Consider the following 15,199-nt stretch of genomic DNA (forward strand, 5'->3'; position numbering starts at 1 on the left):
GTTGCTGTGTCTGGGTTGCTTGAGCGCTTGCGAGCGTACACCTGAACCTATTGCGCAGCAGTCCGTACCAGCACCGCAAGCGGCCGCTGAGCCTGCCGCCGTTGCCGAGCCTGCCAAGGCCGAGCCCGTGACAGCGCTCAAGGTGGTCGATGAGAAACCCGCAGCATCGCCCGCCAAACCGAGCGTCGCTGCCAAGCCCAAGCCCGCTGCTACGCCGTCCTCCAAACCGGCGCTGCCCGAGTCGAAGCTGGCGCTGGATCTGAGCGTCCCGCAGGAGCTATTCGAGCAGGCGCTGGAAAGCGAAACCCAGGAAGAAATCTCGCCATTGCTGCCACCGTTGTTCGGTGAGAAACCCGAGGATGTCAGCCCGTTCCAGATCAGCGGCAAGTTGATCAACAACGTGCGAGTGGACGATTACTGGGATTCCATCGAGGGCGCCGAGCTGCAGTTCGAGTTCAAGCAGTAGGGCGCCGAGTCACGGCGTGTCTTCTGCGCGTTGCGTACTTTCGCGTCAGAACCGATGCACCTGCAGTTCGATGGCCGTATGCGTGTCGGCATCCAACGGCTGGAAGCTCGCCGAACCCGGCAGGCGCACGTAGAGCGGCCCGTCGACTAGGTTCGGGGCGTAGCCGGCCTGCTTGAGATCGGTTTTCTTGTACTTGAAGGTGCCGGTGGTTTCCACCTCGCCGAGCAGGCGGATGAACAGCGGCGCGGCGTAGGCCGGCAGCTCCGCGTCGAGATGGCTGGCCAGTGCCGTGCCGTCCAGTTCGCAGCCGGGCGCCAGGCGCAGCGCGGCCATGCCGCAGCGGCCGTTGGTGCCGGGAATCTCCACGCCATAGACCACCGCATCCTCCACGCCGGGGAAGGCACCGAGCACGTTTTCTACCTCGGTGGTGGAAACGTTCTCGCCTTTCCAGCGGAAGGTATCGCCGAGGCGGTCGACGAATTGCGCGTGCTTGCAGCCGATGTCGCGCATCAGGTCGCCGGTGTTGAACCAGGCGTCACCTCGCTTGAATACGTCGCGCAGGATCACCGACTCGCTTTTGGCCGGATCGGTGTAGCCGTCGAACGGCCATTTGGCGCTGATCTCGCTGATCAACAGACCGGCTTCACCCTTGTCGGCCTTCTGCAGAAAACCGTTGCTGCCGCGCAGGGGGCGGTCGTTCTCCAGGTCGTAGCGGACGATGGCGTAGGTGGCCGGGGTGTAGCCCACCGTGTTGTCGAAGTTGAAGACGTTGGTGAAACCGATGTTGCCTTCGCTGGAGGCATAGAACTCGGTGATCTGCTCGACGCCGAAGCGCTGCTTGAACTCGGCCCAGATCGACGGGCGCAGACCGTTGCCGATCATGCAGCGCAGGCTGTTGCCCCGTTCTGCGGGGTGCACGGGCTGGTTGAGCAGGTACCGGCACAATTCGCCGATATAGCCGAAGCAGGTGGCGTTATAACGCGCGACGTCGCTCCAGAAGGCACTGGCGGAGAAGCGGCGGCGCAAAGCGATGGCCGCGCCCCCGGCCAGCACCGCGCTCCAGCACACGGTGACGGCGTTGTTGTGGTAGCAGGGCAGGGTGAGGTAGAGCACGTCGCGTTCGCTCAGGGTCAGGCCGGAATGGCCGAAGCCGCCGTAGGCCTTGATCCACTTGCCGTGGCTCATGATCGAGGCCTTGGGCAGGCCGGTGGTGCCGGAGGTGTAGATCAGGAAACAGGCGTCCTTCATGCGTACGCGCAGGCTGTCCGGCGGGTTGTCCTCGGCCTGTCCACTGGCGATCTGCATGAGGTTGAACCAGCCGTCTGGCGCCTGGCCCGGGTCGTGCAGGCAGTCCTGGTCGGCGATCCAGTAGCGGCGAGCCTGCTGTTCGTGTAGCTGCGCCGCTATTTCCTCGAAGTCGCTGCGCAGTTCGTCGCCGATCACCAGAAAGCCGGGTTTGACCAGGTTGAAGCTATGCGCCAGCACCTTGCCGCGCTGGGTGGTGTTGATCAGGGCGCCGACCGCGCCGAGCTTGCTCAGCGCAGCGAGGATCGCCAGCAGTTCCAGGCGGTTTTCCAGCATCACCGCGACGACGTCGCCATGGCCGACACCCTCGGCCTTGAATGTCCAGGCCAGGCGGTTGGCCCAGGCATTGAAGGCGCGGTAACTGAGCTGGCGGTTTTCATCCATCAGCGCCGGGCGTTCGGGGTAGCGTTCGGCGGCGCGCTGCAGGGCCCAGGCCAGTGACAGGTTCTTCTCGCGGTTGCGGATGCCGGCGTAGTAGAGGCCACGCAGCATGCGCGGCACACGCGGCAGGTGCTGCGGTAGATGGGCCAGGAAGCGGAAGGGCGAAATCAGATCGGCTTGGCTCATGGGGCTCGCACTTGGTGTCATGAATTGGAGGCGAGCCCTGACTCTAGTCAGCCTGGCTGGGCGCAGCCATGGCCCTGGCGCATGCGGGCGAGGGCAGATCGGCAAATAGGCCGCGCCCACTAAGGCGTAGCCCAGATGCAATCAGGGGATCGAGAAAGCCAATCCCCTGATTGCATCTGGGCTACGAAGGGGGCAGCAGTGCTCAATCGATAAACAGATCGGGTACCAGGCTGCCGCCTGCGGGATCGAAGCGGTACTGCTCGAAGTCGCTGACACCCTGTTCGCGCAGGATGTCCTCGTCGACCAGCAGGCGCCCGCTGATGCTGCGACCCTCGCTGGCCAGGATCGCGTGAGCCGCGTCGGCCATGATCGCCGGGGTACGCGCGCGCTTGAAGGCATCGCGGCTGCCCAGCTCGAATTCGATGGCGGCGGTGGCGATCATGGTCTTCGGCCACAGCGAATTGACGCTGATACCGTACTTCTTGAACTCCTCGCTCATGCCCAGGGTGAGCATGCTCATGCCGTACTTGGTGGCGGTGTAGGGGCCGTGCTGGGCGAACCACTTGGCGTCGAGGTTGAGCGGCGGGGAGAGGTTGAGGATATGCCCGCCCGCGCTTTTTTTAAGATAAGGCAGGGCCGCCTGGCTGCAGACCATCACCGCACGGGTGTTGATCTGGTACATCAAGTCGAAGCGCTTGGCTTCGAGCTTCTCCACGCCCACCAGCTTGATCGCTCCGGCATTGTTGACCAGCGCGTCGATGCCGCCGAAATGCTCGGCGGCCTGGGCCATGGCCGCCGCCACGGCCTTTTCGTCACGCACATCCAGCTGCAGCGCCAAGGCCTTGCCGCCTGCTGCTCCGACCTCGGCGGCGACGCTGAAAATGGTGCCTTCGAGTTTCGGGTGCGGTTCGGCGCTCTTGGCCGCGATGACGATATTGGCGCCATCGGCGGCGGCCTTGAGTGCAATCTCGCGGCCGATGCCACGGCTGGCGCCGGTGATGAACAGGGTTTTGCCGGAAAGTGACATGGGCGTGCTCCTTCTTGTTGTTATGGGGGCGTGGGAAGGGCCGGGCGGCGATCCGCTTTAGCCGCGATGAACGACGCTCGCGGCTAAAGCCTCTCCCACAGCGATATATCAAGCCTCTGCAGCTTCGATCTCCACCAGCAGCTGGCGATTCTTCACCTGGTCGCCCTGGCTCACACCAACGCGACGAACGATGCCGTCGACGCCCGCCTTGAGCGGGTGCTCCATCTTCATTGCTTCCAGCACCAGCAGCAGTTGTCCCTTGCTGACGCTGGCGCCTTCGGCAATCAGCACCTCGACGATGGCGCCATCCATCGGTGCCTTCACTGCGCCGCTGCTGGCGGCGCTCTGCCCGCCGGCTGGTTCGTGGGTGACGTCCAGCAGCTCCAGGTTGCCGTGCTCAGCGTACAGCCACAGGCGCTTGTCTTCGATGTGGTAGGCCTGGCGGCGGCGCACGCCGTCCAGTTCCAGGGTCAGCCAGCGGCCATCGCTGGCCAGCAGGCGCAAGGACACTTGCTCCTCGCCCCGGCGCACGCACAGCTGCGCTTGCTGGCCGCTGGTGATCACGTCCAGTTCCACGGCGTGCTTGTGCTCGCCCTGCTTGAGGACGAAGCGCCAGGGCGCACTGCCGGCGCTACGCCAGCCGGACAGGCCGGGCTGGTGCGCGCGGGCGCTGGCCGAGGTCTGGTAGAGCAGGGCGGCAGCGATGGCCAGTTCAGCCAGGCTGGCCCTATGCGGCTGCAGGCTGGGGTCACCTTCGAAATGCTCAGCGATAAAGGCCGTGGTGGCGTTGCCGGCGGCGAACTGCGGGTGCTTGAGCAGGTTGGCGAGAAAGCGCTGGTTGCCGTTCACGCCCAGCAGCACGCACTGCTCGACGGCGCGCACCAGCTTGCGCCGGGCTTCGTCGCGGGTTGCGCCATAGGCGATGACCTTGGCCAGCATCGGGTCGTAGAAGGGGGTGATGGCCTGGCCCTCGACCAGGCCGTGGTCGATGCGCACGCCAGTCAGCAGTTCGGGCTCCCAGCGCAGCACCTGGCCGGTTTGTGGCAGGAAGCCAGCGGCCGAATCCTCGGCGTACAGGCGCACCTCCATGGCGTGGCCGCTGAGGCAGATTTCTTCCTGCTGCAACGGTAGGGGCTGGCCTTCCGCTACGCGAATCTGCCAGGCCACCAGATCCTGCCCGGTGATCAGTTCGGTGACCGGATGTTCGACCTGCAGGCGGGTGTTCATTTCCAGGAAGAAGAACTCACCGCTCTGATCGAGCAGAAATTCCACGGTGCCGGCGCCGACGTAGTTGACCGAGGCTGCAGCCTTGACCGCCGACTCGCCCATGGCGCGGCGCAGTTCGGGCGTCATCACCGGGCAGGGCGCTTCCTCGACCACTTTCTGGTGGCGACGCTGCACCGAGCAGTCGCGCTCGCCGAGGTAGACGATGTTGCCGTGCTGGTCGCCGAAGACCTGGATTTCGACATGGCGTGGGCGGATCACCGCGCGTTCGAGAATCAGCTCGCCGGAGCCGAAGGCATTCTGCGCCTCCGAGCGGGCGGTACGGATCTGCCCCAGCAGTTCGGCGGATTCCTCTACCAGGCGCATGCCGCGACCGCCACCACCGGCGCTGGCCTTGATCATCAGCGGGTAGCCGATGCGCTCGGCCTCGCTGGCCAGGGTGTCGTCATCCTGGGCGGCGCCTTCGTAGCCGGGAATGCAGGGCACACCGGCTTCCAGCATGGCGATCTTGGATAGGCGCTTGCTGCCCATCAGGTGGATGGCGTCCACGGTTGGGCCGATAAAGACGATGCCGGCTGCTTCACAGGCGCGGGCGAAGTCGGCGTTCTCGGAGAGGAAGCCGTAGCCGGGGTGAATGGCGTCGGCGCCGGTCTTTTGCGCGGCCTCGATGATGGCCTCGATGCGCAGGTAGGACTGGTTGACCTGGGCCGGGCCGATGCACACCGCTTCGTCGGCGAGCTGTACGTGGCGGGCGTCGGCATCAGCCTCGGAGTACACCGCCACGGTGCGGTAGCCGAGCTCGACGGCGGTGCGCATCACCCGGCAGGCGATCTCGCCGCGGTTGGCGATCAGGATCTTGTTGAATGCGGGCATCTTCGTGCTCCTGTGGGGCGATCCCCGGATTGCATCCGGGCTACGGTGTTCTGGCATGTGTGGGGGCTACATGTCGCGGCTAAAGCCCCTCCCACAGGGTTAATTGGCAGCCCACTTTGGCTTGCGTTTCTGCACGAAGGCCATGGTGCCTTCGACACCCTCGGCGCCGGTGACGGCGGCGGAGAACTGTTCGGCGGCGCGGTCGAGCAGCGGGCCGAGGGCTTCGCTTTCGCTGGCCAGCAGCAGGGCCTTGGTCTGGGCGTTGGCCTGTGGCGCGCACTGGCGAATCTGCTCCAGGGTTTCGGCCAGGCGCTGCTGCAGGGCGGCGTCATCGCTTTCGCAGTAATGCACCAGGCCCAGGCGCAGGGCTTCGGCTCCGTCGAAGCGGGCGGCGGTCAGGGCCAGGCGGCGCGCCTGAGTCAGGCCGATGCGCTGCACGACGAAGGGGGCGATCTGCGCCGGGAGGATGCCCAGCGTGGTTTCCGGCAGGCCGAATTTGCAGCCGCTGGCGGCGATGGCCACGTCGGACACGCAGGCCAGGCCGAAACCGCCGCCGAGTACGGCACCTTCCAGCACGGCAACCAGTACCTGCGGCGTGGCCTGGGCCTCTTCCAGCAGCGCACCGAAGGCGCGGTTCAGCTCGCGGTAGGCGTCGCCCCCCTTGGCGCGGGCGCCGGCCATGTCCTTGATGTCGCCACCGGCGCAGAAGTGGCCGCCGGCGCCGCGCAGCACGAGGGCGCGCACGTTCGGATCATGGCGCACCGCTTCCAGGGTCGCGCGCAGTTCGCTGACCATTGCCAAGCTCATGGCGTTGCGGCTGTCCGGGCGGTTGAGGGTGACGTGCAGCACGCCAGCGTCGAGATTCAGCAGCAGGGTTTCGCAGTGGGGCAGGTCGTTCATCGCATACCTCGGTAGGGCGGGTGAAACCCGCCGCACGACAATGGCATTTCAGTGCGTAGGGTGGATCACGCTTTATCGATCCACCGTGGTGGTGGACGTGAAAAGCGACGTCCACCCTACGTTCAGCCCTTCTTATGGCCTGCCGTCCCTGGCGGCCACCCTAGGGCACCTCTAAAAACTACCTACGTTGCCATCGCGGCGTTAAAAACAGGCTCAGAATGCTCATTTACAACACGTAAACTGCGCTTCTTCGCCTGTTTCTGCCTTGCGGTGGCTGCCTCGCCTACGTTTTTAGAGGTGCCCCCTCCGGGCCGTCGCTACGCGACGTTATTTTTTCTTCCCAGGCAGAATGCCCATCAGCTTGCAGATGATGCCGAGCATGATTTCGTCGGCACCGCCGCCGATGCTGACCAGGCGCACGTCGCGGTAGGCGCGCGACACCGGGTTGTCCCACATGAAGCCCATGCCGCCCCAGTACTGCAGGCAGGCATCGGACACTTCGCGGCCCAGGCGGCCGGCCTTGAGCTTGGCCATCGACGCCAGCTTGGTCACGTCGCGGCCCTTCACGTACTGCTCGGTGGCCTGGTAGACCAGCGCGCGCAGGCACTCGATCTCGGTCTGCAGCTCGGCCATGCGGAAGTGGATGACCTGGTTGTCGATCAGCGGTTGGCCGAAGGTGTGGCGCTGCTTGCAGTAGTCGATGGTGGTGTCGACGCAGTGCTCCAGGCCCTTGATCATGTTGGCCGCGCCGAACAGGCGCTCTTCCTGGAACTGCAGCATCTGCATCATGAAGCCGGCGCCTTCGTGGCCGATGCGGTAGCGCTGCGGTACGCGCACGTTGTCGAAGAACACCTGGGCGGTTTCCGAGCTGCGCATGCCGAGTTTGTCCAGGTGCGGGCTGAGCGTGATGCCCGGCGTCTTCATCGGCACCATGATCAGCGACTTGTTGACGTGCGGCTTGTCGTCCGAGGTGTTGGCCAGCAGGCAGATGAAGTCGGCCGACGGCGAGTTGGTGATCCACATCTTGCTGCCGTTTATCACGTAGTCGTCACCGTCCTTGCGCGCGGTGGTCTTCAGGCCTGCCACGTCGGAGCCGGCACCGACCTCGGAGACACCGATGCAGCCGACCCTCTCGCCGCTGATGGCCGGGCGCAGGAACTCGTCGCGCAACTCGTCGGAGCCGAAGCGCGCCAGGGCCGGGGTGCACATGTCGGTCTGCACGCCGATGGACATGGGGATGCCGCCGCAATGAATGGTGCCGAACTCTTCGGCAGCGACGATGGAGTAGCTGTAGTCCAGGCCCATGCCGCCGAATTTCTCCGGCTTGGAGATGCCCAGCAGGCCCAGCTCGCCGGCCTTCTTGAAAATGTCGTGGATGGGGAAGCGGCCTGCCTTTTCCCACTCGTCGACATGCGGATTGATTTCCTTGTCGACGAAGTTGCGCACGGTGCGGCGGAGTTCCTCGTGTTCCTGGGTAAAGATCATTGTTGTTCTCCGTAGGGTGCGCCGTGCGCACCGGATCTTGTATTGAGGTCAGAAACGCGCGACGCCGAAGCTGCTCTTCTTCAGCGGTCGCAGGTTGGCTTCGGCGCAGATGTCCAGCAAAAAGCCCAGCAGCTTGCGCGTATCGCGCGGGTCGATCAGGCCGTCGTCCCACAGGCTGGCGGTGCCGTACAGTGCTGTGGACTGGCTGTCGAGCTTTTGCGCGGTCACGGTTTCCAGCATGTCGAGCATTTTCGGATCGGCTTCCTTGCCTTCCTTGGTATGTTTCTCTTCGGTGACGATACGCAGCACCTTGCCGGCCTGGGCGCCGCCCATCACGGCGGTCTTGCTGTTGGGCCAGGCGAAGATAAAGCGCGGATCCAGTCCTCTGCCGCACATGGCGTAGTTGCCGGCGCCGTAGGAGCCGCCGACGACTATGGTCAGCTTGGGCACGGTGGCGTTGGCCACGGCCTGGATCATCTTCGAGCCGTGCTTGATCACGCCGCTGCGCTCGGACTCGGTGCCGACCATGAAACCGGTGGTGTTATGGAAGAACAGGATCGGCGTGTTGCTCTGCTCGCATAGCTGGATGAACTGCGCCGCCTTGGCTGCGCCTTGCGGGGTGATCGGGCCGTTGTTACCGATGAAACCGCAGGCCTGGCCTTCGATCTGCAGGTGGCCGCAGACGGTCTGGCTGTCGAATTCGTTCTTGAAGTCGAGGAACGCCGAGCCATCGGCGATGCGCGCGATGATCTCGCGCACGTCATAGGGCTTCTTGGCGTCGGCCGGTACCAGGCCGAGCAGCTCCTCGGCCGGGTACAGCGGCTCGCGCCAGGTCTTCGTCGGACGCGCCGGCAACTGCTGGTTCCACGGCAGCATGGCGATGATCTCGCGGGCCAGGCGTACGCCGTCGGCGTCGTTCTCGGCCAGGTATTCGGCGGTGCCGGCGACCTGGGCATGCATCTCGGCGCCGCCGAGTTGCTCGTCGGTGGCGATCTCGCCGGTGGCTGCTTTAAGCAGAGGAGGGCCGGCCAGGAACATCTTGGCCTTGCCGCGCACCACCACCACGTAATCCGACAGGCCCGGCTGGTAAGCCCCGCCGGCGGTGCTGGAGCCGTGCACCACGGTGATCTGCGGCAGGCCCATGGCCGACATGCGCGCCTGGTTGGCGAAGCCGCGCGCGCCTTCGACGAAGATGTCGGCAGCGTAGTTGAGGTTGGCGCCGCCGCTCTCGGCCAGGGTCACCACTGGCAGCTTGTTCTCGAAGGCGATCTGCTGCAGGCGCAGCGACTTCTTCAGGCCGCTGGGGGAGATGGTGCCGCCCTTGATCGCACTGTTGTTGGCGATCACCAGGCAACGCACCCCGGCGATGTAGCCGATACCGGCGATCAGGCCGCCGCCGGCCTGGCTACCATCCTTGTCGTCGTGCAGCTTGTAGCCGGCCAACGAGGCCAGTTCGAGAAAGGGCGCACCGGTATCGAGCAGCAGGCTGATGCGTTCACGCGGCAGCAACTGGCCGCGTTTGTCAAACTTGGCCTTGGCCTCCTGGGCCTTGTCCAGCACCTTCTGCTCCACGTCGCGGAAGGCCGCGATGGCCGCGAGCATGGCTTCGCGGTTCTGCGCGAAGGCTGCGTCATGCACATCGATTTCCGATTGGATCACAGGCATCGCCTTACTCCTGATCTTTCAGCACGTCGGGCAGGTAGGCCCGATGGAAACCGTTGTAGGGCTCGCTGTTTTTCGCCTTGCCCAGCGTCCAGGCACGGGTGCCCTGACTGGCGGCGCCATCGATGCGGATGGTGTTGCCGCTGATGAAATTGGCGCCGGGGCTGAGCAGGAAAACGATGGCCGCGGCTACCTCGGACTCGCTGCCGATGCGTTGCAGCGGCACGTGATCCTTGAGGTTGCGGATCATGTTCTTCATCGACTCGGGGTAGGTGTCCATACCGCTGGAGGCGATCCAGCCCGGCGCCACGGCGTTGACTCGCACACCGGCGTGGCCCCATTCGTAGGCGGCAGTCTTGGTGAAGTTCTCCATGCCCGCGCGGGCCGCGCCGGAGTGCCCCATGCCGGGCATGCCGCCCCACATGTCGGCGAGCATGTTGACGATGCTGCCACCGTGCTTGCTCATGCTCTGCAGGAAGACTTCCCTGGCCACCAGAAAGCCGCCCACCAGATTGGTGCGCACCACGGTCTCGAAGCCTTTCTGGTTGATGCCGATCAGCGGCGCGGGGAACTGGCCGCCAGCATTGTTCACCAGCTGATGGATGCGCCCGCGTTCCTGAATCACCGCAGCGATCATGGCCTTGACCGCGTCTTCGTCGCGGATGTCGCAGACCCGATAGCTGGCGCTACCTCCGTCCTCGATGATCTCGGCGCAGGTTTTCTCCAGCTTGTCCTGCTTGCGCCCGACCAGCACAAGGTGGGCGCCGAGGTGAGCCAGTTCGTGGGCTACGCAGCGGCCAATGCCGCTGCCGCCACCGGTGACCAGAATGGTCTGGTCAGCGAACAGGCCAGGTTTGAATACGGAGTCGTAGCTCATGGTTCTTGTTGTCCTTCTCGGTTCCTACAACATGTAGGGTGGAAAACCGCGAAGCGTTTTCCACCAGAAGCCGGTGGATGGATGAAGCGTCATCCACCCTACGATTAGCACCTACAGCGCTTCAGCCAGCGCGCTGGGCACTGGCACCGGAAATTCCAGCAGTTGCTGGGCGAAAGCCTTGCCCTGCGGGTCGATGCGCAGGCTGGCGACGCCGCCACCACCCAGCGCGTTCTCCAGCAGGAAGTTGAGGCTGTGGCTGCCTGGCAGGTACCAGCGGCTGACGCGGCCCTGCTCGGCGTCCAGGGTATGCGCCATCCAGTTGGCCACGGCTTCGGGCGTCAGTGCAGCGGCTATCCACGCCAGGTATTCGGGCTTTCTCGCCATCACGCCGATGTTGCTGTGGTTGCCCTTGTCGCCGGAGCGGGCCACGGCCAGGCGGATCAGCGGTACGGTGGCGTCGGCTTCGCCCATCGGCACGGGCAGCGCGGCGGGCGCACGGAGCTGCGCCGGATCGAAGCCATCGACCTGGGGCAGGGCGACCGGCTGGCGCTCGCCGTCGATTTCCACGTCCAGGCTGCAGGCGCTCTTGTCCACCAGGAAGCTGAACAGCCGGATCACCGGGTAGACGGTGGGGCGGCCGCCGACGATGCCGGTCAGACCCGGCGCCATGCCGGTGGCGGCCTGGGCGATCTCGCGGGAGAAGAGGATCAGTGCCTCCTTCCTGGCGTGGCGCGCGGCGATCTTCACCACCACCTCGCGGTTATCCCGGCGCTGACCTTGGCCGCCATAGGTGGCTTCGCTGCCGAGCAGCTCGACGCTGATCTCCTGATAATGGCCCCAGCCGCGTTCAGCGAACAGCTCATCGGTCTTGTTTATGATCGCCTGGGCGACGCGCTCGGCCTTGGCCACGGCGTCGATGCCGGCCAGCAGGAAGCTGGCGGTGCAGCGGAAACCGTCCGGGTGGGTGGCGCTGACCTTGTACTGATCGCTGGGCGGCAGGCCGCGCGCGCCCTGGAGCTGCACGCGGTTGTCGCCGACCTGGCTCAGTTCGACCTGGGTGAAGTCGCAGATCACATCCGGCAGCAGGTAGGCACGCGGATCGCCGATCTCGTAGAGCATCTGCTCGCCAACGGTAAAAGGCGTGACCAGGCCGCCGGAACCCTCTGGCTTGGTCACGACGAAACGGCCATCGTCCTCGACTTCGACGATGGGGAAACCGATGTGCTCGTAATCCGGTACGTCGCGCCAGTCGGTGAAGTTGCCACCGGTGCACTGCGCGCCGCACTCGATGATGTGCCCGGCCAGCGCGGCCTGGGCCAGCTTGTCGTAGTCGCTCCAGGCCCAGCCGAACTCGTGCACCAGGGCGGCGCTGACTATTGCGCTGTCGACCACGCGGCCGGTGATGACGATGTCGGCGCCCTGTTCCAGCGCGGCGACGATGCCCGGTGCGCCCAGGTAGGCGTTGACCGAAACGCAGAAAGGCGGCAGTGCGGCGTCGGTGAACATCTCGCGGGTGTCGGCCTTGACCAGCTCGCCGAGCTGGGGCTGCAGGTTGTCGCCGTGCAGCACGGCTATCTTCAGCTTTACCCCGGCCTGCTCGCAGGCGGCGCCCAGGGCGGCCGCGCAGGCCATCGGGTTGACCCCGCCAGCGTTGCTGATGACGCGGATGTTCTTCGCCGCCAACTCGCCCAGCAGCGGCGTGAGCACTTCGACGAAATCGCGGGCGTAGCCGTCGTCCGGCTTCTTCATGCGCGCGCCGGCCATGATCGACATGGTGATCTCGGCCAGGTAGTCGAACACCAGATAATCCAGGTCGGTACCGCGCACCAACTGGGCGGCGGCGGTGGAGGTGTCGCCCCAGAATGCGGAGGCGCAGCCGATGCGTACGGTTTTGCTCATTGGAATTGGCCCGGCACACATTGAGAAGGTGAGTCGACATTACCAAGCAAGCGCTTGGTTGAAAAGCGGCGGAAGAGGGCAAACTGGCCAAAAATGCGCCCAAGCGCTTGCTTGGTTGCCTGCCGCCGCATACATTTCATCAAGCAAGACAAGCACTTGCCGGCAGCATGAAGAATTCATCAGAACAATCGCCGAGCAGGGCAACTAAGGGGAGCAGTCAGCGTGGACGAACACAGAGCCCAGGCCGTGATGCAGGAGTTGGTCGAAAGTGGCCAGGTGACCGATCCGCAGAGCGCGCGCGGCAAGCTGTTGCAGATGGCAGCCCATCTGTTTCGCAGCAAGGGCTACGAGCGCACCACCGTGCGTGATCTGGCCGCGGCCATCGGCATTCAGTCGGGCAGCATCTTTCATCACTTCAAGAGCAAGGAGGAAATCCTGCGTTCGGTGATGGAGGAAACCATCGTCTACAACACCGCGCTGATGCGCGATGCGCTGGCCTCGGCGCGGGGCACGCGTGAGCGCTTGCTGGCGCTGATCCGCTGCGAGCTGCAGTCGATCATGGGCGGTACCGGTGAAGCCATGGCGGTACTGGTTTACGAATGGCGTTCGCTGTCGGAAGAGGGCCAGGCGCAGGTGCTGGCGTTGCGTGACACCTATGAGCAGATCTGGCTGAAGGTGCTTGGCGAGGCGCGTGACGCGGGTTACTTCAAGGGTGATCCGTTCATTCAGCGGCGTTTTCTCACCGGCGCCCTGAGCTGGACCAACACCTGGTTCCGACCGCAGGGGCCGATGAGTCTGGATCAACTGGCCGAAGAAGCCCTGTCACTGGTGTGCAAGGACGCCTGAGTCGCTTGTGCCTCCTTACCATTGCGTCAGCCTGGCGGGCAGGTATTTGCTGCGATATTCCGCCTGTTCACGGGGCTGACCCCGGGCCAGTGCGGGCTACCCGGGGAACTTGGGAGTTATCGTCTGACATTGCGCAACAAAGTGTCTGTGTAGCGAAAAACCATCTGGTCGGTCAGGAGAGACTGGAGTAGGCTGCATCACACTAAAAGAAGGAATTTTTGGGGATTCGACATGCGGCACTTGCGGCACTGGATTCATGGATGTTGGATTGCCCTGGGTTTCCTGTTCGCGGGTTACGCTTGTGCTGCCGAAGTGGTCAAGGTGGGCGGTGCGTATTTTCCTCCCTACGTGATCAAGTCCAATTCGCTGGAGTCGAGCGGGCTTCTGCCGCAACTGCTCGAATCGCTCAACCGAGCTCAGGGCGACTATCAGTTCACCATGGTGCCCACGGCTATCGTGCGTCGCTTCGACGACCTGCAGCGCGGACGCATCGACATGGCGATTTTCGAGAATCCGGATTGGGGCTGGCAGGGCATCGATGCCGCCGCTGTCGACATGGGCCTGGAAGACGCCGAGCTGTTCGTTGCCCGCGACGAGGAACTGCGTGGCCAGGAGTACTTCGACCAACTCGAAGGCAAGCGCCTGGCCCTGTATCGCGGTTATCACTATGGCTTCGCCCAGTTCAACAGTGACCCGGACTTCCTCACCCGTACCTTCAACGCCAATCTCGGGCATTCACACGACAGCAATCTGCTGATGGTGGTGCGGGGCCGTGCCGATATCGCACTGGTGACTCGCTCCAATCTCTACGACTTCATCAAGCGCAATCGTGAGCATGCGCGCCAGTTGCTGATTTCCGAGCGCGTCGATCAGGTCTACCGCCATCATGCGATGATCCGCGGTGGCGCGCCGATCAGCCCTGAGCGCTTCGCCGCATTGCTCGACAAACTGCGCGCCGATGGCGAGTTGCAGCGCATCTTTTCGCCTTACCGTATCGAGGTCAAAGCAGTCGTAGCGGGTAGCTCAATAGCAACAGATGCAGAAGATTGACGGCACCATGCAGCGCGATCGCCAGGCTCAGGCGGCCGCTGTAATGGAAGGCCAGGCCGTAACCGAGGCCAGCGAGGGTTGCCAGCAAGGCGAACAGTGGGCTGAAGGGAAGGTGCACGGCACCGAACAGGGCTGCCGTCAGCAACAGGCCAGGCCAGGTCCCCAGGCGTTTGACCAGCGCAGGCTGAAGCACGCCGCGAAACAACAGCTCCTCGGCCAGTACGGCCACCCCCAGGTTCACCAGTAACCACAGCAGCAGGCCCTCCGGCCATTTCGGCTGCCACGCCAGCAGACCGACCAGCATCGCCAGCACTGGCACCGCCAGCAGCGTAACGAAGCAGCTCAGTGCCGCACCCTGCACAGAGCGCGCGGGCTTGGACGGTTGCCCCAGCCACCAGGCCAGCAGGGCGCTACCGAGTAGCAGTTTGTCCCAGGACAGGCGCAAGGCGTAGGGCGGTGCGTCAGGGCTGATTGAGCGTGGTTGCCACAGTGCCCAGGGGCTGAAACCAGGTACCAGATGTGCAGCCAGTGCGATACCGCTGGCCAGCACCAGAATCCGCCAGGCGCCATCCGGCAGGCGTCGATCACCGAGCAGAATCAGCGCGCTGGCGGCGGCGCCAAGTACCAGGCCGATGGGATCAATGAAGCCCAGCGCATGACCCAGCGCCAGGGTGAAAGCGGGTAGCAGCAGTCGCAGATGCAGGGGCATGGCGCCTCCTCGGGGAAGGAGGCGCAGTCTAGCAGGCCGTTTGGGGGCAGGCGTGAAGAGGGCACTCAGCCTTCGCGGCGATCCTTGGCGTCCTGCTCGATATTGCGCTCGTGGATGCGCTTGAGCTGTTCCTCGGTCAACGGCAGTTTCTTCGCCGTGTCACGCAGCATCAAGATGCTGCCGAGAATGGAGCCCAAGGCCAGGATCAGGATGAGCCAGGCGTACCAGGGCATGATCGATTCCTCTCGTGGGTTGGACTTCCACCATACCCGCTCGCAACCTGCTTGTCAGGCTGGCTGCTGCGGCATC

General features: G+C 64.5%; 13 protein-coding genes. 3 read left to right on the forward strand and 10 right to left on the reverse strand.

The genetic code is table 11. From position 1 onward, the window contains the following. Positions 1–127 precede the first annotated feature (127 nt). Positions 128–466: a hypothetical protein gene (locus PCLY_RS09375; RefSeq protein ID WP_231740137.1), complete on the forward strand. Its 339-nt coding sequence runs from the start codon at positions 128–130 to the stop codon at positions 464–466. A gap of 45 nt (positions 467–511) precedes the next feature. Here PCLY_RS09375 and PCLY_RS09380 read toward each other — a convergent pair whose 3' ends face one another. From PCLY_RS09380 to PCLY_RS09415, 8 genes are all read right to left on the reverse strand, one after another. After that, positions 512–2,338 (reverse strand): long-chain-acyl-CoA synthetase, encoded by a 1,827-nt coding sequence (locus tag PCLY_RS09380; protein WP_061239037.1) that lies wholly within the window; start codon positions 2,336–2,338, stop codon positions 512–514. Between the two features lie 202 nt (positions 2,339–2,540). Then, entirely contained in the window at positions 2,541–3,365 is an 825-nt protein-coding gene (locus PCLY_RS09385; RefSeq protein WP_061239038.1) for an SDR family oxidoreductase, read from the reverse strand. Positions 3,366–3,473: 108 nt separating this feature from the next. Continuing rightward, complete coding sequence (locus tag PCLY_RS09390) at positions 3,474–5,462, reverse strand: acetyl/propionyl/methylcrotonyl-CoA carboxylase subunit alpha (protein ID WP_061239039.1); 1,989 nt, start codon at positions 5,460–5,462, stop codon at positions 3,474–3,476. A gap of 99 nt (positions 5,463–5,561) precedes the next feature. Continuing rightward, positions 5,562–6,362, reverse strand: coding sequence for an isohexenylglutaconyl-CoA hydratase (gene atuE, locus PCLY_RS09395; protein WP_061239040.1), 801 nt, complete (start codon positions 6,360–6,362; stop codon positions 5,562–5,564). Positions 6,363–6,689: 327 nt separating this feature from the next. Beyond that, on the reverse strand, positions 6,690–7,847 hold the full coding sequence (gene atuD / locus PCLY_RS09400; RefSeq protein WP_061239041.1) for a citronellyl-CoA dehydrogenase: 1,158 nt from the start codon (positions 7,845–7,847) through the stop codon (positions 6,690–6,692). Positions 7,848–7,895: 48 nt separating this feature from the next. Beyond that, positions 7,896–9,512, reverse strand: coding sequence for a geranyl-CoA carboxylase subunit beta (atuC, locus tag PCLY_RS09405; protein ID WP_061239042.1), 1,617 nt, complete (start codon positions 9,510–9,512; stop codon positions 7,896–7,898). Between the two features lie 4 nt (positions 9,513–9,516). Then, a complete protein-coding gene (locus tag PCLY_RS09410; protein WP_061239043.1) occupies positions 9,517–10,386 on the reverse strand; it encodes an SDR family oxidoreductase in 870 nt (289 codons plus the stop codon). Between the two features lie 111 nt (positions 10,387–10,497). Next, on the reverse strand, positions 10,498–12,285 hold the full coding sequence (locus tag PCLY_RS09415; protein ID WP_061239044.1) for an acyclic terpene utilization AtuA family protein: 1,788 nt from the start codon (positions 12,283–12,285) through the stop codon (positions 10,498–10,500). Between the two features lie 222 nt (positions 12,286–12,507). Here PCLY_RS09415 and PCLY_RS09420 point away from each other — a divergent pair, with 222 nt between their 5' ends. Together PCLY_RS09420 and PCLY_RS09425 are read left to right on the forward strand one after the other, a co-directional pair. Continuing rightward, on the forward strand, positions 12,508–13,131 hold the full coding sequence (locus PCLY_RS09420; protein WP_061239045.1) for a TetR/AcrR family transcriptional regulator: 624 nt from the start codon (positions 12,508–12,510) through the stop codon (positions 13,129–13,131). A 231-nt stretch (positions 13,132–13,362) separates the two neighbouring features. Continuing rightward, positions 13,363–14,181, forward strand: a complete 819-nt coding sequence (locus PCLY_RS09425; protein WP_061239046.1) for a substrate-binding periplasmic protein — start codon at positions 13,363–13,365, stop codon at positions 14,179–14,181. Here the strand turns inward: PCLY_RS09425 and PCLY_RS09430 are convergent. Together PCLY_RS09430 and PCLY_RS24440 are read right to left on the reverse strand one after the other, a co-directional pair. Then, positions 14,132–14,890, reverse strand: a complete 759-nt coding sequence (locus PCLY_RS09430; protein ID WP_061239047.1) for a CPBP family intramembrane glutamic endopeptidase — start codon at positions 14,888–14,890, stop codon at positions 14,132–14,134. The two genes, PCLY_RS09425 and PCLY_RS09430, sit on opposite strands and share 50 nt — an antisense overlap. A gap of 65 nt (positions 14,891–14,955) precedes the next feature. After that, positions 14,956–15,123, reverse strand: a complete 168-nt coding sequence (locus PCLY_RS24440) for a DUF2897 family protein (RefSeq protein ID WP_082768048.1) — start codon at positions 15,121–15,123, stop codon at positions 14,956–14,958. Between the last annotated feature and the right edge of the window lie 76 nt (positions 15,124–15,199).

Origin of the sequence: Ectopseudomonas composti, assembly GCF_001567565.1 — a bacterium.
Taxonomy (GTDB): domain Bacteria; phylum Pseudomonadota; class Gammaproteobacteria; order Pseudomonadales; family Pseudomonadaceae; genus Aquipseudomonas; species Aquipseudomonas composti_A.